The following is a 16,390-nucleotide window of genomic DNA, read 5'->3' as shown; positions in this document are numbered from 1 at the left end:
TAAGGCGCATGCATTACACGCGCGACAACATGGCCGGCCTTTTGCGCAGCCACGACATCAATCCGACCCACCAGCGGATCGAGATTGCGCACGCACTGTCCTCTCGGCCGATCAGGTGATGGCGATCGTCAACACCCGCCACTCCGAGACCTCCAAGGCCACGGTCTACAACACGCTCAAGCTGTTCCTGGAAAAAGGCCTGGTACGCGAAGTCATCGTCGATCCCAGCAAGGTGTTTTTCGACCCTAATACCGGTCCGCACCACCACCTCTACGAAGTCGATACCGGCAAGCTGTCCGACATCGATGCCGCCCATGTCCAGATTTCCGGCCTGCCGCCCTTGCCGCCCGGCATGGTGACCGAAGGCATCGATCTGATCGTGCGTGTCCGCCGCAAGGCGTAACCCTCTATTCGCCCGTCGATGAAACGGGTCCACATCGCCCCGACTCTGCTTGATGCCCAACTGGTCGTCGACGCGCTGTCCAGCCTCGGCATCGTCAGCCATATTTTCAATGCCAATGCCGCGGGCGCGCTGGGCGAGGTTCCCTTCCTGCAGGCGCAACCCGAAGTGTGGGTCGAGGACGACACCCGAGAATGCCTGGCGCGCGAGGTATTGGTGGATTTCCTGAACGTGAAGCCCGGTGCGGAAAAGATTTGTCCGCATTGCGGCGAGCACAACCCCGGCAACTTCCTGAGTTGCTGGCAATGTGGAAGCCTGCTACCCGACTAAAAGCGGCGTAAGCTCAGGACGGCTGCGGGTCTTTCTTCAAGGCATCGAGATGCTGTTGATACTGGCGCGCAAAAATCCGTTCCAGTTCATCGATCGCCTCGACGGCCGCCACGCCGTGCACCAGATGACGCGTCATCTGTGCCGAGGCTTCATGAAATATCTGATTGCGCTCCAGCATCGGGTAGGTCTGCATCAGGCGCTGGATTGCCTTGACCACGTTTTCCTGCTCGGGCCGTGGAATCGGAAGCGGCTCCGCTGGGGGTGCGCTGGCGGTTTCGGCCCCTTCCTTGCCCGCCAGGAACTCCGCGTAATCCAGCAAGGCCTGCTGCCGCGATTCCGACAGCGAACGGAATAGCGACACGAGACGCTTGCTGTCGCGCATCAGCGGTTGCGCCCCTTGACCGGCCGTTTCATCGGAATGACATCGACATTGCATTGCTGAAACTTGTTCTCGACGAAGCTGATGAAGGCGTCGAGTAGCTTGCTGCGGAATTTTTCCGGCGCATACACCATGGAAAGTTCGCGCGTCAGCCTGGGCTTCAAGGGAATCGCGGCGAGCGTACCGAGCTGGATTTCCTTGGTGACGGTGGATGCCGACATGATGGCCACGCCGAGATTGGCCTCAACCGCCCCCTTGATCGCCTCGCGGCTGCCCAATTCCATTTCGATATGCAAATCGTCCGGGTTGACGCCATTGTCCTTGAAGAAGTCATCCACCACTTCACGCGTGCCCGAACCATGTTCGCGCGACACGTAAGGCTGTTCGGAGATGTCGTGCGCGTTCACGCTCGAACGCGAGGCCAGCGCATGATGCGGCGAACAGATCATCACCAGCTCGTCTTCGCAGCACGCCAGCGTGGTCAGGTTGGGATTGTGGGAAGGCGCTTCGATCAGTCCGACATCGAGCGAATGATCGGCCACTTTCGCTGCCACCGTTTCCGAATTGGCCACCGTGAGGCGCGCCTGAACCTGCGGGAAACGCTCCTTGAATTCGCCCAGGATGCGCGGCAACTGGTATTCGGCAATGGTGGTCGAGGCGCCGATCATCAGGGGCCCGGTCACCTGTCCAGTCAGTTCGCCCACACGCGCTTCCATCTCGCCAGTCAAGGCCAGAATGCGCTCGGCATATCCCAACACCAGATCGCCCGCCGGGGTCAGCGAGATCTTCCCATGGCTGCGCTCGAACAAGCGGGTATTGAAATGTTCTTCCAACTGCTTGACCTGGAAGGTCACCGCAGGCTGTGTCATGTACAGAATATCGGCGGCCTTGGTAAAGCTGAGCTGCTTGGCGACGGTGTAGAATACTTGTAGTCTGCGGTCGGCCATTAAATCCCGTCCTTGGGTCAGAAAAGATTTTTATTCAACCACAAACCCGTCCGTGTTGAAACCATCCCATAACCAAGCTGTTGTAACAATTGATTTTTCCTGCGCCCCCTCCCTTCGGGCCAGCATGGCGTTGCGCCGATCGTAATCCAGGCCACGCCACTTGAATCGCGCGTTCTACACCATCCTGCTTGCGCAGTTCCTGTCTGCTTTGGCCGACAACGCCCTGCTGTTCGCAGCGATCGGTCTGCTGGTTTTCTCCTCTGCGCCCGAATGGTATTCGCCGCTGCTGCAGACGGTTTTCGTCATCGCCTATATCGTGCTGGCCCCGTTGGTTGGCCCGTTCGCCGACGCCCTCCCCAAGGGACGCGTCATGCTCATCGCCAACACGCTCAAATTTGCGGGCTGCCTGACCATGCTGGCCGGACTGCATCCCTTGCTGGCCTATGCCATTGTCGGCATCGGTGCCGCCATGTATTCGCCGGCCAAGTACGGCATCCTCACCGAATTGTTGCCCAGCGAGAAACTCGTCGTCGCCAACAGCTGGATGGAAGGGACCACCGTCGCCGCCATCGTGCTCGGCGCCATCATTGGCGGCGCGCTCATCAATCCGCATCTTGCCGAGCGCATCCTGGCGACCGCCGGGCTCTCCGCGACCGTCATCGCGCCCAAATTTGCCATTGTCGTCATCACCGGGCTCTACCTCGGCGCCGCGTTCATCAACCTGTTCATCCCGCGACTGCCGATCGACCACAAACTGCCCAATCGTTCGCCGCTGTATATCCTGCATGACTTCGGGCACAGCTTCCTGCTTCTATGGCGCGACCCCCTCGGCCAGGTGTCGCTCGCCGTCACCACCCTGTTCTGGGGCGTCGGCGCCACACTGCGCCTGCTCATCATCGCCTGGGCCGCGCTCAACCTGAAATACGGCCTGGACCAGGCCACCCAGCTCACCGCCGCCTCCGCATTCGGTATCGCCATCGGCTCGATTCTCGCCGGAAAGTTCGTCCGCCTGCAGCGCGCCATCAGCGTACTGCCGGCCGGCATCCTCCTCGGCTTCGTGCCGATCGCCCTGATCTGGGTGGAAAGTCTGATCCCTGCCGTGCTCCTGCTCACGCTGGCGGGCGTGCTGGCAGGCTATTTCGTGGTGCCGATGAACGCCCTGCTGCAACACCGCGGACACCTGTTGATGGGAGCCGGCCACTCCATCGCCCAGCAGAATTTCAACGAGAACATCAGCATCCTGCTGCTGACCGGCGCCTACGCCCTGATGGTGCGTGCCGACTGGCACATCCACACCATCGTCCTGGTATTCGGCCTGTTCATCAGCACAGTGATGGCGACGGTCTGGCTGCGCCATCGCAACGACGTCGTGCACTGACGGCCAGGTCAGGCCTGGTTGACACGTTCCGGAGTCTGCGATTTCACCACGCTCATCGCGCCTGCAATCAGTGAACTGAGGTCGGCCATATTGGACGGCACGATCAAGGTGTTGCCGGTTTTGGCCAGCCCGGAAAAGGCTTCGACGTATTTCTCGGCGACCTTGAGATTCACCGCCTGGATGCCACCCGGCATTTCAATCGCGCGCGCCACACGGGCGATCGCCTCGGCATTGGCGACCGCGATCGCCTTGATCGCCTCGGCCTCGCCCATGGCAACGTTGATGGCGGCCTGCTTGTCGCCTTCGGATTGCTGAATCGCGGCTTCGCGCTCGCCGGTGGCAATGTTGATCTGCTCCTGCATGCGGCCTTCCGACGAGGCAATCAGCGCACGCTTCTCGCGCTCGGCGGTGATCTGCCGCTGCATGGCGTGAAGGATGTCCTTCGGCGGTGTCAGATCCTTGATTTCGTAGCGCAACACCTTGACGCCCCAGTTGGTCGAAGCCTCGTTCAACGCCATCACCACGCCGCGGTTGATCTCCTCGCGCTCCTCGAACGTGCGGTCCATCTCCATACGGCCGATCAGGGAACGCAGCGTCGTCTGCGCCAGCTGCGAAATGGCCGAGATATAGTCGCTCGATCCGTAGGACGCCATCTTCGGGTCGGTCACCTGGAAGTACAGGATGCCGTCGACCGCAAGCTGGGTGTTGTCGCGCGTGATGCAGACCTGGCTCGGCACGTCGAGCGGGATTTCCTTGAGCGAGTGCTTGTAGGCGACCGTGTCGATGAACGGGATCACCAGATTGAGGCCCGGCACCAGCACCGCGTGGAACTTGCCGAGGCGCTCGACCACCCAGGCGTTCTGCTGCGGAACCACGCGCACGCCCTTGGCGACGACGATGGCAATGACGATGACGATGACCAGCGCGACAGCATCCATGAATTGTTCTCCCGATTAATTACCTAGAACCAGCGTGTTGCCCTTGATTGCGCGAATGACCAACGGGCGCGTGCGGTCCACGCCAGCCGGCTCCGCTTCGGCATCCCATACGGCGCCACGATATTTGACCTGGCCGCGATCCCCTTGCCAGGACTCGATCTGGACAGTCTTGCCGATATCCATGTCCTGCACGCTGAACTCCGGACGGTCGGTGTTGCGTTTCCATCGGCGCAACATCAGGGTACCGACCGCACCGATCACCGCAGCCGTCAGCAACTGCGCCACCATGCCGGCGCCCAGCCAGGCCGCCACGCCGGCCACTGCAGCGGCCATCCCATAGACCAGCAGATAGAACGTGCCGCTGGCGAGCTCCACCCCCACCAGTACAGCCGCCAGAATCCACCACACTGCGTACGCCTGCATCTCGTCTCCTCACTTGTATCCACTGGGCACAATCACGGGCCGGTCCGGCAATTCGTCCGGATTATGTTTCCCGGGCGGAAAATGTGCAGCCAACAGCGTGCTGATCTGCCGGATGCCTTCCAACACGCCATGCTCGAATTCGCCCCGCCTGAAATCCATTTCCATGGCCTGGGCCACCACGCCCCAGGCTGACGAGTCGACACGCGCGGCAATGCCGCGGTCGGCAATGATTTCGATGTCGCGGTCGGCCAGCAGCAGATACACCAGCACGCCGCTGTTATGTTCGGTATCCCACACGCGCAGGAAGGAAAACACCTCGAGCGCACGCTTGCGTCCCGTCATGCCACGCCAGACCCAGGAAGCAGGCAGACTGTTCTCGATGGCGAAACGGATTTCACCGCCATGACGTGTTTCCGATTCCCGGATCGCTCCTTCGATCGCATCGAGTGTGGCGCGAGGGAACACGCGCCGCCACGCCCACGGTGGCATGAACAGATGCCTGAGCCAGCGTTTGACATTCACCATGAGCCTGATGCGCCTCCCCCGCCGAAACCGCCGCCGCCCCCGCCCCACGAGCCTCCGCCAAACCCGCCACCGCCCCATCCACCGCCGCCGCTCGACCAGCCCCCGCCGCGGCGGAATCCCGTGGCCACGCCGGCAAATACGAACACGACAATGAATAGCAGCAAGGGAGTCAACCCCAGCAGGAAGGCACCGGCCACGCCGCTGCCCAGTGCGGCGATACCGCCCGCTGCCGGGCGGCTCATCAAGGTGGCGAGCAGCCAGCCCACGACCATGCCGCCGACGATCAGCATGACGAATGCGCCATCTCCCTCGCCCTGGCTGGATGCGCTGGGCGGCGGCAAGGGTTCGCCTTCGATCAGCTGCATGACCTGCTGCACGCCTGCATCGATGCCGCCATAGAAATCACCCGCCTTGAAATAGGGGGTGATGATTTCGGCAATCACACGCTTGGCGATCGCGTCGGGGATCGCACCTTCGAGCCCATAGCCGACTTCCAGCCGCAATGTTCGGTCGTCCTTGGCAACAATCAGGATCACCCCGTCGTCAACTTTCTTGCGGCCAATCTTCCATTGATCGGCCACGCGAATGCCGAACTGGGCAATATCTTCCGGCTGCGTCGTGGGCACGATCAGCACCGCGATCTGGCTGCCCTTTTTCGCCTCGAACGCGGCCAACTTGCTTTCAAGCGCGGCAACCTGATCGGCGCTGAGCGTGGCAGTCTGGTCTGTCACGCGGCGTGACAGCTCAGGCACCGCCACCTGTGCCCAGGCGGACAGCGCCAGCATCGCAATCAGAAAACCGAACGCGAAACGCGTCCGGAGCAGCCTGATCATGCCGGGATCAGTTGCCGCCTGCAGGTGCGGCCGGAGCAGGCGACCCGAAGTCGACCTTGGGCGGCACGGCGATGGCTTTTTCGTTTTCCACCGTGAAGCTCGGCTTGGTCTTGTAGCCGAACATCATCGCGGTCAGGTTGGACGGGAAGGAGCGCACCGTGACGTTATAGGTCTTCACGGCAGCGATGTAACGATTGCGCGCGACCGTGATGCGGTTTTCGGTGCCTTCGAGCTGTGCCTGCAGGTCGCGAAACAAACCGTCCGCCTTCAGTTGCGGATAGTTCTCGGCGACCAGCAGCAGGCGCGAGAGCGCGCCGGTGAGTTCGCCCTGCGCCGCGACGAACTTCTGGAAGGCGGCTTCGTCGTTGATCAGGTCGGGCGTCGCCTGGATCGACCCGACCCGGGCGCGGGCCTCGGTGACGCTGATAAACACGTCCTTCTCGTGCGACGCGTAACCTTTCACCACGTTGACCAGGTTCGGCACCAGGTCGGCACGGCGCTGGTACTGGTTCAGCACCTCGGCCCAGGTGGCCTTGATTTCCTCGTCGGAACTTTGCAGCGTGTTGTAGCCGCAGCCTGACAGGGCCAGCGCCATGCACCCCGCGGCCACCCATTTGAATGCATTCAGCCATTTGAACATTGTCGTCTCCCAGGTTGGCAGATTGTGATGGTTGAAGTCTACGCCACGCCCCACGTGGCAAACAGCGGGTCGGATTCGGTGAGCTTGTCGGCGTAGCGGTCGTCCCTAGGGCGCTTGAGGCCGCGCTCGACGTAGGTTTCCACTTTCTTGAAGCCGGCCTGCTTGATCAACGTGCCGACCCAGGCCATGCGCTCCATCGGATGCAGCTGCGTCCACAGTCTGATCACCTTGGGCGGGAAATAACGGTGTGACAGCGTCACCACGAACATGCCGCCCGGCTTGAGCACCCGTTTGGCCTCGGCGACGATCCTGTGCGGTTGCGTCAGATATTCGAACGACACCGTGCACACCACGGCGTCGAAGCTGGCATCGGGGAAAGGCAGCGTCGGATCGGCGTTGATGTCCTTGACGATGCGCTCGGCAAGCTGCGGGTTGTCGTCGAGCTCCTCGGCATTGAGGCCCAGCCCCACAGCGGACTGCACGGTATCCGGCAGGTGCGAGCGCCAGCCCGCCATCAGGTTGAGCACCCGCGCATTCTCCGGCAGCACGGTACGGTACAGCGCCTGGATGCGGCGCGCGCACACGGCATCGACGTGGGTGACCTTGCGGGCGACGGTGTAGAACTCGGTGTCGGGGAACTCGTCCTCGCGGCCGAATGAGTCGGAGCCCTCGAAATCGGTCGGCGTCTGCATCTGCGTTTCCATGCCGCTCCATTCGAGCAGTTGTCCGACCTTGCCGACGGGCTCGGTCGAGACATCGCTCTTGCCGCTGTCGATGCTGAAAATGCGGCCCTGCAGCGGATGGCTGAAGTTGGCGACGAAACTGGACGCGTTGAGCTTCATCACGCGGAACATCGGGCCCGGGGCATCGTCGGCATGCAGCAGCTGGGACGGATAGAAGCGCCCGAATTTCAGCGGTGCAATATCGCTGCGGAACACCTCTTTCGGCACCTCGTGCTCGATCTTCGGGCCGACGTCGACCTGGGCGTCGACCGGCGGGGTGTCGCCCGGCATCCATACCACCACCTGATGGCGGCCCAGATCGGAAAAGTAATTGACGCGAAAACGCAGTGCGGAATGCAGAAGTTTCATTGTGGGTGACGTAGTGAGCGGTAAACGGTGAGTGGTTAAGCTACGGCGAAGGCCCGCATGGTGCGCCGCGCCAGGCACAAATCTTCCCATGCACGCGCCTTGTCGGGCAGGTTGCGCAGTAGATAGGCTGGATGATAGGTCACCACCAGCGGCACATTTTGGAACCGGTGCACGCGGCCGCGCAGGCGGCTGATGGCTTCGTCGGTGTCGAGCAGGCTTTGTGCAGCGAAGCGTCCCAGTGCCAGGATGAGCTTGGGCTGAATGAGTTCGATCTGCGCCAGCAGATAGGGGCGACACGCAGCGACTTCGTCCGGTTCGGGGTTGCGGTTGCCGGGCGGGCGGGACTTCAGCACGTTGGCGATGTAGACGTTGTCGCCGCGCCGAAGGCCGATCGAGGCCAGCATGGCGTCGAGCAGCTTGCCCGCCTGACCGACAAACGGTTCGCCTATCCGGTCTTCATCTGCACCGGGCGCTTCGCCGATGATCAGCCAGTCCGCGTTGCGGTCGCCGACGCCCAATACGCCCTGTGTGCGCGTGGCGGAAAGCTTGCAGGCAGTGCAATGTGCGACGGCCTCGGCCAGCTGGTCCCAGGTGTAGGTACTTGAAGGACGTGCAATGGCGGGGGTGGCCGATGTCTCGCGCAACCGCCAGGCGGGGCCGATGCCCAGTTCGCTGAACACGTCGTCACGGCTCAGCATGCCAGGTCCTTCTTCATGATGAGCGCATCCTCGCGGCCGTTGCGGGCTGGATAGTAGCCCCGGCGCACGGCCAGATCGACGAAACCGCTGCCATGGTAAAGCGCGATGGCGGCGGCATTGGAGGTTCGCACCTCGAGAAACAGGCTTGTGGCCTTGTGATCGCAGGCACGCGCCAGGCAGTGCTCGAGCAGGTCGCGGCCGAGACCATGCCGGCGCCAGATCGGGGCGATGGTCAAGTTGAGCAGATGGGCCTCACCCGCTGCAACCATCAATGCGTAGTAGCCGATGATTTCGCCCTCAGCCTCGCGCACCCACATGCTGTAGCCCGCGCTCAGCGAGTCGGCGAAATTGCCCGGGCTCCATGGATACTCGTAGCTTGCAAGCTCGATCCGGTGGATGCGTGGCAGATCGGCCTCGGTCATCGGCCGCAGGTGGTGCGCGATTTCGAAGACGGCACTCATGCAGAGCGCCTCGCACGACGCTCATCTACCGTCAGCGCCACTTTGTCGCGCAGATAAATCGGTGCGGCCAGCGCCGCATCCTGACCTTCGCCACGCTCGAATGCACGGGCAGCGAGCGGCGCCATCGCGGCGGCATCGGGCATCAGCGTGTCGTCGATGCGCGCCAGCCGCGCGGCCAGACGCGGACGCAACACGTTGCCCAATGCGACAAAGCCATTGCCGGCGCCGACCCAGTCGCCCTCTTCCGGCACCGCCACCGATTCGGGCAGCGCCAGCTGCGGCTCGCTCACCGTGTGCCAGTCGACGCCATCTCTCCGGTAGGCCGCCCAGTAGACCTCGGCCATGCGCGCATCGAGCACGGTCACTATCCGCTCCGCATCCGTCTGCTCGGCGATCGATTCCAGCGTGGACACACCGGCCACCGGCAGGTCGGCACCCAATGCCAGCCCCTGCGTCACCGCACAGGCGATCCTGAGGCCGGTAAATGAGCCGGGGCCGGCGCCGTAGGCAATGCCGTCGAGCTGACGCAGGGTCACCGCCGATTCGCGCAGAAGGTCGTCCACCATCGGCAACAACAGGCTGCTGTGCCGCTGTTCGGCCAGGACCCGGCGCGCCTGGATGCGGCCGTCCAGCCACAGCGCAGCCGAACACCATTCGGTGGAGGTATCGAGAACAAGCAATTTCATCCGTGCGATTTTACCGGTTGCTGCAGACAATCGGATGTTTCACGGTGCCCTTTGCTCGCCTGGTTGCATGGGGATCAATATTTCGAAGCGCACCCGCGACCAGGGATCGCGCACATCGGACAAGCGAACAATGCGTGCGGCAAGCTTCTGCCCGCGGTCGAGCAGGCGCGCCACATCTGCATTTTCGCGGCGTGGCACATAACCAATCATGTGGCCCTGCCATTCCACCCGCACCGCCCTGGTATCGTGGGAATTGTCTGGTTCGCGCACCAGGGCAAGCGCATCGCCCACCCGCATCTGCGACCACAGCGCCCTGCCCGCATGGTACTGGAACCCGGCAAGGGGCGAATCCTGCAACAGAATGTGCGCAGTGACCTCGGCGCAAAGCGGCTGCGACCACAGCCAGGCAAGCAAAAACACGATGACAGAGTGGCCGGATGCCCATCCGAATCGGATGGGCATCGTTGCGCTGATGGGTTTCCACATCATGTTCCTCCCGTCGTTCCGAGCTGGAGAGCCGAACATTCTACTGAGAATTACGGTATCCCATTCGCGCGGACCGACAGAGGCCTGCGTTTAATTTTTGACTGGACAAGCAGGCTCCGGCTTGAGGTAGGATGAATGCATTCCTGTCCTCCTTAGCAACGAAATCGACATGCCGAGAAAAGCCGCCACTCCGACCAAGCTGTTCGTATTGGATACCAACGTGCTGATGCACGACCCCACCAGCCTGTACCGCTTTGAAGAACACGACGTCTATGTGCCGATCGCCACGCTGGAGGAACTCGATCAGCACAAGAAGGGCATGAACGAGGTATCGCGCAACGCCCGCCAGGCCAGCCGTTTTCTCGACGAGATCGTCAGCAAGCTCGACAGCATCGAAGAAGGCGTGCCGCTCGCACCGCATAGCCATAACGCCGCCACCGGCCGGCTGTTCCTGCAGACCCAGGCGATCACCGGTGACATCCCGCTGAGCCTGCCGACTAGCAAGGTCGACAACCAGATCCTCGGCGTGGTGCTGTTCCTGTCGCGCCATTACCCCAAACGCCAGGTCATCCTGGTGTCGAAAGACATCAACATGCGCATCAAAGCGCGTGCGCTGGGGCTTCCTGCCGAGGATTACTTCAACGACAAGGTGCTGGAAGATACCGATCTGCTGTACGCCGGTTTGCGCGAACTGCCCGCCGATTTCTGGGACACGCACGGCAAGGGCATGGAATCGTGGCAATCCAACGGCCAGACCTATTACCGCATCAAAGGGCCGCTGGTCACCAGCCTGCTACCGAACGAATTCGTCTTTCAGGAAGGTCCCAACCCGCTCTACGCGAAGGTACTGAAAGTCGAAGGCAAACAGGCCGAGATGGTCACGGTGCGCGACTTCAGCCACCAAAAGAACAACGTCTGGGGTATCACCTCGCGTAACCGCGAGCAGAACTTTGCACTCAACGTACTGATGGATCCCGAGATCGACTTCGTCACCCTGCTCGGCCAGGCCGGCACCGGAAAGACCTTGCTCACGCTGGCCGCCGGTCTGGCCCAGGTGCTTGACAAGAAAACCTACACTGAAATCATCATGACCCGCGTCACCGTACCGGTCGGGGAAGACATCGGTTTCCTGCCCGGCACCGAGGAGGAGAAGATGACGCCCTGGATGGGCGCGCTGGAAGACAACCTCGACGTGCTGAACAAGAGCGACGACGATGCCGGCGAATGGGGACGCGCAGCCACGCAGGACCTGATCCGTTCGCGCATCAAGGTCAAGTCGCTCAACTTCATGCGCGGCCGTACCTTCCTCAACAAATTTCTCATCATCGACGAGGCGCAGAACCTCACGCCCAAGCAGATGAAGACGCTGATCACCCGTGCCGGCCCAGGTACCAAGGTGGTGTGCCTGGGCAACATTTCCCAGATCGATACGCCCTACCTCACCGAAGGCAGTTCCGGCCTCACCTACGTGGTGGACCATTTCAAGGGCTGGCCTCACAACGGCCATGTCACCCTGCAGCGGGGTGAACGTTCGCGCCTGGCCGACTATGCTGCGGAAGTCCTGTAACCCGATCCGATAAGGGGGGCGCATCATGAAGCACTGGATAATCCTGGCCGCCGGCCTGACCCTGGCCTTGCCAGCCCATGCCTTCGACTGGAACGGGATGCTGAAAGGCGTCGTCGGCCAACCCGCCAGCCAGCCAACCGCCAGCGGCGTCGATACGCTCTCCAATGCCGACATCAACGCCGGATTGAAAGAAGCGCTGACCCGCGGTGCCGACGCCGCCGTCGCCCAGCTCGGCCAGAAAGACGGCTTCTTCGGCAACGCCGCGCTGAAAATCCCACTTCCGCCCAGTCTGCAGAAAGCCGAAAAAGCCATGCGTATGTTCGGCATGGGCAAGCAAGCGGACGAACTGGTGCTGTCGATGAACCGTGCAGCGGAAGCCGCCGTACCGGAGGCCAAGACCCTGCTGGTCGGTGCGGTGAAGGAGATGACATTGGAAGATGCCAAGGGCATCCTCACGGGTGGCCAAACCTCGGCCACTGATTTCTTCCGCAGGAAAACGGAGGCCAAGCTCGCCGAACGCTTTGAGCCCATCGTCAAGGCGAACACCGACAAAGTCGGCCTGGCCCAGCAGTACAACCAGTATGCCGGCATGGCGGCACAATTCAATCTGCTCGACAAGAAACAGGCCAATGTCGAACAGTACGTCACCCAGCAGGCGCTCGACCGGCTCTATACCCTGATCGGGGAAAAGGAGGCCGCCATCCGTGCCAATCCGTTGCAGGCCGGCAGCGACTTGTTGAAGAAGGTCTTTGGTGCCGTCAGCGGCAAGTGACGCATCCGTGCTGCGGTATGCTACAGCCCATCCCGTTTCCTGCTCGCACGCCATGACAATTAGCGCGAAAGCCTTCTGCCTGCTCGCCGGATTGCTGTTCGGCCTGCCCGCCCAGGCCTGGGAGATCGGTGAATTCAGGAACGGCATGAGCCGCAGCGAAGTCCAACAGGCACTCAAGACCTGGAATTTCGACCAGACCATGCCGGTCGGCAACGACGGTCTGTTTGCCTACGATCTGCCTGGCAACCCGACCGGCCGCCGCTTCCTGTTCACCTTCTGCAACGACAAGCTGGTGGCATTCGACCAGGAAATCGAGCCGGATTTCCGCCACTTTGTCACCATCGCGTCGAACTACTCCAACCTGTACGGCAATCCGCTCAAGGTCATTCCCTACACCAGCGTCGTCGCCAGCGGCGAGAAGAACCTGCTGGCGATGTTCTGGCGCAAAGGCTCGGATTATCTGGGACTCAAATACGTGCTGTACGCCAACAGCGAACAACTCTCCATGACCGTCCAGGTCGGCAACAACTGCTGGCAGGCGCCTCGTTGAATCATTGCGGCCCGGGCGACCGGGGCGATTCCGTCAGCAAACCCTGACGCGCAAACAGCCACACCAGCCGGTGTGTCATTGCCTGGACGGTTTCCAGCGTCTGCTCATATCCCGCATCGGCCAACACGTCCCGAAAAACGACCGCGAGTTCGTGCAGCGTGCGGTTGCCATCCAGCAGACCCAGCAGAATACGGCCGGGCTCATCGAGTTCCAACGCCACATGACGTACGCCGCTCGCCGCCCAGCCGGATGAGGTTGCCTGCAATCTCGCCAGGGCGTGTGCGCGGGGCCGATCGGTCGGTTCGGTCGCGGACGGCATCGTATCCACGCTGGGCGTCACGCCATGCGCCATAACCAAGGGGAACAAGGCATCCCGAAAAGCCGCCTCGTCAAAGTCCCCGGCGTCATAGTCGGTCATCGCGTGTTGGGTGGACGCCAGCAATTCCGGATAGGCCAGCGCGGCGGGATAGGCGGCCGACAGGATCATTGCCGCCGCCTTCATTGCAGGATGGGCGACCAGGTACGCGCCACCTGCCGGATTGACGAAAGCCTGTTCGCTCGCCGTCTCGAGATCGATTTCATCATCGCTGCGCAGATCCGCGTGGAACGCCAGTCCAGCCAGCGCGGCAGCCTGCGGCGGCCGGGCGCACGGCGCATCGGCGCGCGCGATCAATGCGCGGCGGAAGCGGATGGCATGGGCCTCATCGAGTGCTGCCTCGGCATCCAGCCAGCGGCCGGCCATACTTTCGGGAATCAGGCCCCAGGCATCCTCGAGCTCGACTACTGCGTGACGCGGCCCGGCTTCGCCGACGTAGCGCAGGCCATGGTCATCAAGCCGCGCGGAAAATTCGGAAAACCGGGTCGGCGTATTGAATTCGGTGAGATATTCATGGAACAGATACGATGGCGCGGCTGATTTCAGATAGGCAATTTCCTTCAGCAGAACTGGATCGGTCCATTCGAGCTCCAGTTCGGCCAGAACACGCCGGGCTTCTGCAACACGCGCGGGTGCGGGCATATCGGCCGCTGTACGTTCGATCAGCGCCGTGCGCAGGGGCCGCAGCCGAGCCCAGCCCGCCGTGACATTGAAACTGACATAGGCCACACCGTACGGTGTCAGATGACGTCGGCACACGTCGAGCAATGCGCGCTGAATCGCCGGCGGCACCCAGGAAAACACGCCATGCGCGATGATGTAATCGAATTCGCCCAGATCGGCAGGCAGCGCGGCAAGGTCGCCATGCACGATGCGGATATTGGACAGTCCCAGATGACGAATGAAATCGGCCCCCGCCTCCGCCTGCACGCGTGACAATTCCACGCCCACGCATTCGGACCCAGGCCAACGCCACGCCAGGGGAATCAGGTTGCCGCCGGAAGCGCATCCAAGTTCGAGGATGCGCGCCTGCGTCGGGTCGGGTGCGTCGAAGCCATGCAACGTCGCAACCGCAGCCAGGAAATCCGGCTGGGTTTCAGGCAGGGGCAGGCTGTCGTAGGGCAGTTCGTCGTAGCTGGCGAGCGTATCCATGGCGACGATTGTCCCAGCCCGGCCGAAGCCGCTCAAGTCCGATCAATGCCCGCGCGAACCGGGTTTAGCCGAGAACAGGGCGGCCTGCGGACGCGGTTTGCGCGGCTGCGACTGATTATCCGGTGCGGCCCGGTTGGGCGCTGGCCGGGTGGCGGGTTTTGCGCTGCCCGTTGCCGGCGCGCCGGGTGATGCACGGCCCGACGCGCCGCGATTACCCGGTTGCGCCTGCCTGGCGCCCCGACCCGGACGCTGCCCGGCGTTCTGCGCCTGGCGCTGGCCACCGCGCCCTTGCGGCGGGCGTGGGGGACGTTCGTCTGACATCAATTCGGATTTCGGCGGCGGCGTGAAACCCTCGACCTCGACACGCACGATCGAACGCTTGATCAGCTTCTCGATATCGCGCAGGTAGCCGATCTCCTCGTCGTCCACCAGCGACAATGCCGAGCCGGTGGTACCGGCGCGGCCCGTGCGACCAATGCGGTGCACATAGTCTTCCGGCACGTTAGGCAGCTCGAAATTCACCACCTGCGGCAGTTGATCGATGTCGATGCCGCGTGCTGCGATGTCGGTGGCCACCAGCACGCGTACGCTGCCGTCCTTGAAGCTTGCCAGTGCCTTGGTACGCGCCGACTGGCTCTTGTTGCCGTGGATCGCAGCGGCGGTGATCCCGTCCTTGATCAGCTTCTCGGCCAGCTTGTTGGCGCCGTGCTTGGTGCGGGTGAACACCAGTACCTGCTGCCAGTCGTGGCGCTTGATCAGATGCGCCAGCAAGTCCCGCTTGTGCGCCTGCGGCACCCGGTGCATCGACTGCTCGATGATCTCGACCGTGGTGTTGCGGCGCGCGACTTCGACGCTCTTCGGGTTGTGCAACAGCCCGTTGGCCAGCGTCCGGATCTCGTCGGAGAAGGTCGCCGAGAACAGCAGGTTCTGGCGCAGCTTAGGCAGCACGGCAAGCACTTTCTTGATGTCGCGGATGAAACCCATGTCGAGCATGCGGTCGGCTTCGTCGAGCACCAGGATTTCGACGCCGGACAGGTCCACCGTCTTTTGCCCGAGGTGATCGAGCAGGCGGCCCGGCGTCGCCACCAGGATGTCCACGCGCGACTTCAGCGCCTTGAACTGCGGATTGATGTTGACGCCGCCGAACATCACCATCGAAGTGAGCGACAGATACTTGCCATAGGTCTTGACCGATTCCTCAACTTGCGCGGCCAGTTCGCGCGTCGGCACCAGGATCAGGCAGCGCGGCCGGCCCGGCTTGGGTGCCTGCGCGGCACGCGTCGACAGATGATGCAGGATCGGCAGGGTGAAACCGGCGGTCTTGCCGGTACCGGTCTGCGCGGCGGCGAGCAGATCGCCGCCTGCCAGCACCTGCGGGATCGCCTGCGCCTGGATCGGGGTGGGCGTGGTATAGCCGGCATCGGCAATGGCACGCAAGATGGGTTCGGCCAGCGCCAGGCTGGCAAAGCTTGTTTCAGTAGTCATGTGGTTTCCTGCGACGGCCTGTTGCGCTTGTGGCAACACCAATCGAGGCAGACGAATAGGGGATCGTGAGATCACGGGTAATGGAACCGCGCACCGATTGGCAGGGTGCGGGAGCCCGCACTATACCGACTGGTTTCGGGTGCAGCAATGCTTTTCTGCCGAAGCCATGCTGAAATGAAAAAGGACCGGCACATGCCGATCCTTGTTTCGATGTCCGGGTGGTGGGCAGTACAGGGTTTGAACCTGTGACCCCCGCCGTGTGAAGGCGATGCT

The 16,390-nt window shown here is 62.4% G+C and carries 19 protein-coding genes and 1 pseudogene; 6 read left to right on the top strand and 14 right to left on the bottom strand.

Annotated elements, in window-relative coordinates:
* Positions 1–8 precede the first annotated feature (8 nt).
* Together ABT23_RS13185 and ABT23_RS13180 are read left to right on the top strand one after the other, a co-directional pair.
* Positions 9–403, top strand: a pseudogene (locus ABT23_RS13185) (transcriptional repressor).
* An 18-nt stretch (positions 404–421) separates the two neighbouring features.
* Positions 422–730 (top strand): DUF2007 domain-containing protein, encoded by a 309-nt coding sequence (locus tag ABT23_RS13180; protein ID WP_296636175.1) that lies wholly within the window; start codon positions 422–424, stop codon positions 728–730.
* 13 nt (positions 731–743) lie between these two features.
* Here the strand turns inward: ABT23_RS13180 and ABT23_RS13175 are convergent, their stop codons facing one another.
* On the bottom strand, positions 744–1,112 hold the full coding sequence (locus ABT23_RS13175; protein ID WP_296636172.1) for a hypothetical protein: 369 nt from the start codon (positions 1,110–1,112) through the stop codon (positions 744–746).
* Entirely contained in the window at positions 1,112–2,056 is a 945-nt protein-coding gene (locus tag ABT23_RS13170) for a LysR family transcriptional regulator (protein WP_296636168.1), read from the bottom strand. Before ABT23_RS13170 ends, ABT23_RS13175 begins: the two co-directional genes overlap by 1 nt.
* A 160-nt stretch (positions 2,057–2,216) precedes the next feature.
* Here ABT23_RS13170 and lplT point away from each other — a divergent pair, with 160 nt between their 5' ends.
* Positions 2,217–3,434, top strand: a complete 1,218-nt coding sequence (gene lplT, locus ABT23_RS13165; protein ID WP_296636165.1) for a lysophospholipid transporter LplT — start codon at positions 2,217–2,219, stop codon at positions 3,432–3,434.
* An 8-nt stretch (positions 3,435–3,442) separates the two neighbouring features.
* Here the strand turns inward: lplT and ABT23_RS13160 are convergent, their stop codons facing one another.
* The 10 genes from ABT23_RS13160 to ABT23_RS13115 are packed head-to-tail and all read right to left on the bottom strand — an operon-like array spanning position 3,443 to position 10,218.
* On the bottom strand, positions 3,443–4,372 hold the full coding sequence (locus ABT23_RS13160; RefSeq protein WP_296636162.1) for a stomatin-like protein: 930 nt from the start codon (positions 4,370–4,372) through the stop codon (positions 3,443–3,445).
* A 15-nt stretch (positions 4,373–4,387) separates the two neighbouring features.
* A complete protein-coding gene (locus ABT23_RS13155; protein WP_296636159.1) occupies positions 4,388–4,795 on the bottom strand; it encodes an NfeD family protein in 408 nt (135 codons plus the stop codon).
* A gap of 9 nt (positions 4,796–4,804) precedes the next feature.
* Entirely contained in the window at positions 4,805–5,320 is a 516-nt protein-coding gene (locus tag ABT23_RS13150; protein WP_296636154.1) for a TPM domain-containing protein, read from the bottom strand.
* The gene (locus ABT23_RS13145; protein WP_296636150.1) at positions 5,314–6,153 is read right to left on the bottom strand and encodes a YgcG family protein; all 840 of its coding nucleotides are present in this window, start codon (positions 6,151–6,153) and stop codon (positions 5,314–5,316) included. The genes ABT23_RS13150 and ABT23_RS13145 overlap by 7 nt, the downstream gene beginning before the upstream one ends.
* A gap of 7 nt (positions 6,154–6,160) precedes the next feature.
* The gene (locus tag ABT23_RS13140; protein ID WP_296636147.1) at positions 6,161–6,793 is read right to left on the bottom strand and encodes a LemA family protein; all 633 of its coding nucleotides are present in this window, start codon (positions 6,791–6,793) and stop codon (positions 6,161–6,163) included.
* Positions 6,794–6,831: 38 nt separating this feature from the next.
* The gene (locus ABT23_RS13135; protein ID WP_296636145.1) at positions 6,832–7,884 is read right to left on the bottom strand and encodes a class I SAM-dependent methyltransferase; all 1,053 of its coding nucleotides are present in this window, start codon (positions 7,882–7,884) and stop codon (positions 6,832–6,834) included.
* A 35-nt stretch (positions 7,885–7,919) separates the two neighbouring features.
* Positions 7,920–8,582, bottom strand: coding sequence for a uracil-DNA glycosylase (locus tag ABT23_RS13130; protein ID WP_296636141.1), 663 nt, complete (start codon positions 8,580–8,582; stop codon positions 7,920–7,922).
* On the bottom strand, positions 8,576–9,043 hold the full coding sequence (rimI, locus tag ABT23_RS13125) for a ribosomal protein S18-alanine N-acetyltransferase (protein ID WP_296636139.1): 468 nt from the start codon (positions 9,041–9,043) through the stop codon (positions 8,576–8,578). Before rimI ends, ABT23_RS13130 begins: the two co-directional genes overlap by 7 nt.
* Positions 9,040–9,729: a tRNA (adenosine(37)-N6)-threonylcarbamoyltransferase complex dimerization subunit type 1 TsaB gene (gene tsaB, locus ABT23_RS13120; protein ID WP_296636136.1), complete on the bottom strand. Its 690-nt coding sequence runs from the start codon at positions 9,727–9,729 to the stop codon at positions 9,040–9,042. Before tsaB ends, rimI begins: the two co-directional genes overlap by 4 nt.
* A 39-nt stretch (positions 9,730–9,768) precedes the next feature.
* The gene (locus tag ABT23_RS13115; protein WP_296636134.1) at positions 9,769–10,218 is read right to left on the bottom strand and encodes an HIRAN domain-containing protein; all 450 of its coding nucleotides are present in this window, start codon (positions 10,216–10,218) and stop codon (positions 9,769–9,771) included.
* 166 nt (positions 10,219–10,384) lie between these two features.
* Here ABT23_RS13115 and ABT23_RS13110 point away from each other — a divergent pair, with 166 nt between their 5' ends.
* The 3 genes from ABT23_RS13110 to ABT23_RS13100 are packed head-to-tail and all read left to right on the top strand — an operon-like array spanning position 10,385 to position 13,104.
* Entirely contained in the window at positions 10,385–11,782 is a 1,398-nt protein-coding gene (locus ABT23_RS13110) for a PhoH family protein (RefSeq protein ID WP_296636131.1), read from the top strand.
* Positions 11,783–11,807: 25 nt separating this feature from the next.
* Positions 11,808–12,554, top strand: coding sequence for a DUF4197 domain-containing protein (locus ABT23_RS13105; RefSeq protein ID WP_296636128.1), 747 nt, complete (start codon positions 11,808–11,810; stop codon positions 12,552–12,554).
* A 52-nt stretch (positions 12,555–12,606) separates the two neighbouring features.
* Complete coding sequence (locus ABT23_RS13100; protein WP_296636125.1) at positions 12,607–13,104, top strand: hypothetical protein; 498 nt, start codon at positions 12,607–12,609, stop codon at positions 13,102–13,104.
* A gap of 1 nt (position 13,105) precedes the next feature.
* Here the strand turns inward: ABT23_RS13100 and ABT23_RS13095 are convergent, their stop codons facing one another.
* Together ABT23_RS13095 and ABT23_RS13090 are read right to left on the bottom strand one after the other, a co-directional pair.
* On the bottom strand, positions 13,106–14,632 hold the full coding sequence (locus ABT23_RS13095) for a class I SAM-dependent methyltransferase (protein ID WP_296636122.1): 1,527 nt from the start codon (positions 14,630–14,632) through the stop codon (positions 13,106–13,108).
* 42 nt (positions 14,633–14,674) lie between these two features.
* Positions 14,675–16,117, bottom strand: coding sequence for a DEAD/DEAH box helicase (locus ABT23_RS13090; protein WP_296636119.1), 1,443 nt, complete (start codon positions 16,115–16,117; stop codon positions 14,675–14,677).
* Between the last annotated feature and the right edge of the window lie 273 nt (positions 16,118–16,390).

Source organism: Thiobacillus sp. SCN 63-57 (assembly GCF_001725555.1).
In the GTDB taxonomy this organism is placed as follows: domain Bacteria; phylum Pseudomonadota; class Gammaproteobacteria; order Burkholderiales; family Thiobacillaceae; genus Thiobacillus.
Note: the sequence above shows the minus strand (reverse complement) of the source record. Positions and strands in the feature narration are given on the sequence as shown.

Excerpts from the sequence above, each read along its gene's own strand:
- ABT23_RS13180 (WP_296636175.1), top strand. The coding sequence starts at position 422 with ATGAAACGGGTCCACATCGCCCCGACTCTGCTTGATGCCCAACTGGTC.
- ABT23_RS13175 (WP_296636172.1), bottom strand. The coding sequence starts at position 1,112 with ATGCGCGACAGCAAGCGTCTCGTGTCGCTATTCCGTTCGCTGTCGGAA.
- ABT23_RS13170 (WP_296636168.1), bottom strand. The coding sequence starts at position 2,056 with ATGGCCGACCGCAGACTACAAGTATTCTACACCGTCGCCAAGCAGCTC.
- ABT23_RS13160 (WP_296636162.1), bottom strand. The coding sequence starts at position 4,372 with ATGGATGCTGTCGCGCTGGTCATCGTCATCGTCATTGCCATCGTCGTC.
- ABT23_RS13155 (WP_296636159.1), bottom strand. The coding sequence starts at position 4,795 with ATGCAGGCGTACGCAGTGTGGTGGATTCTGGCGGCTGTACTGGTGGGG.
- ABT23_RS13150 (WP_296636154.1), bottom strand. The coding sequence starts at position 5,320 with ATGGTGAATGTCAAACGCTGGCTCAGGCATCTGTTCATGCCACCGTGG.
- ABT23_RS13145 (WP_296636150.1), bottom strand. The coding sequence starts at position 6,153 with ATGATCAGGCTGCTCCGGACGCGTTTCGCGTTCGGTTTTCTGATTGCG.
- ABT23_RS13140 (WP_296636147.1), bottom strand. The coding sequence starts at position 6,793 with ATGTTCAAATGGCTGAATGCATTCAAATGGGTGGCCGCGGGGTGCATG.
- ABT23_RS13135 (WP_296636145.1), bottom strand. The coding sequence starts at position 7,884 with ATGAAACTTCTGCATTCCGCACTGCGTTTTCGCGTCAATTACTTTTCC.
- ABT23_RS13130 (WP_296636141.1), bottom strand. The coding sequence starts at position 8,582 with ATGCTGAGCCGTGACGACGTGTTCAGCGAACTGGGCATCGGCCCCGCC.
- rimI (WP_296636139.1), bottom strand. The coding sequence starts at position 9,043 with ATGAGTGCCGTCTTCGAAATCGCGCACCACCTGCGGCCGATGACCGAG.
- tsaB (WP_296636136.1), bottom strand. The coding sequence starts at position 9,729 with ATGAAATTGCTTGTTCTCGATACCTCCACCGAATGGTGTTCGGCTGCG.
- ABT23_RS13115 (WP_296636134.1), bottom strand. The coding sequence starts at position 10,218 with ATGATGTGGAAACCCATCAGCGCAACGATGCCCATCCGATTCGGATGG.
- ABT23_RS13110 (WP_296636131.1), top strand. The coding sequence starts at position 10,385 with ATGCCGAGAAAAGCCGCCACTCCGACCAAGCTGTTCGTATTGGATACC.
- ABT23_RS13105 (WP_296636128.1), top strand. The coding sequence starts at position 11,808 with ATGAAGCACTGGATAATCCTGGCCGCCGGCCTGACCCTGGCCTTGCCA.
- ABT23_RS13100 (WP_296636125.1), top strand. The coding sequence starts at position 12,607 with ATGACAATTAGCGCGAAAGCCTTCTGCCTGCTCGCCGGATTGCTGTTC.
- ABT23_RS13095 (WP_296636122.1), bottom strand. The coding sequence starts at position 14,632 with ATGGATACGCTCGCCAGCTACGACGAACTGCCCTACGACAGCCTGCCC.
- ABT23_RS13090 (WP_296636119.1), bottom strand. The coding sequence starts at position 16,117 with ATGACTACTGAAACAAGCTTTGCCAGCCTGGCGCTGGCCGAACCCATC.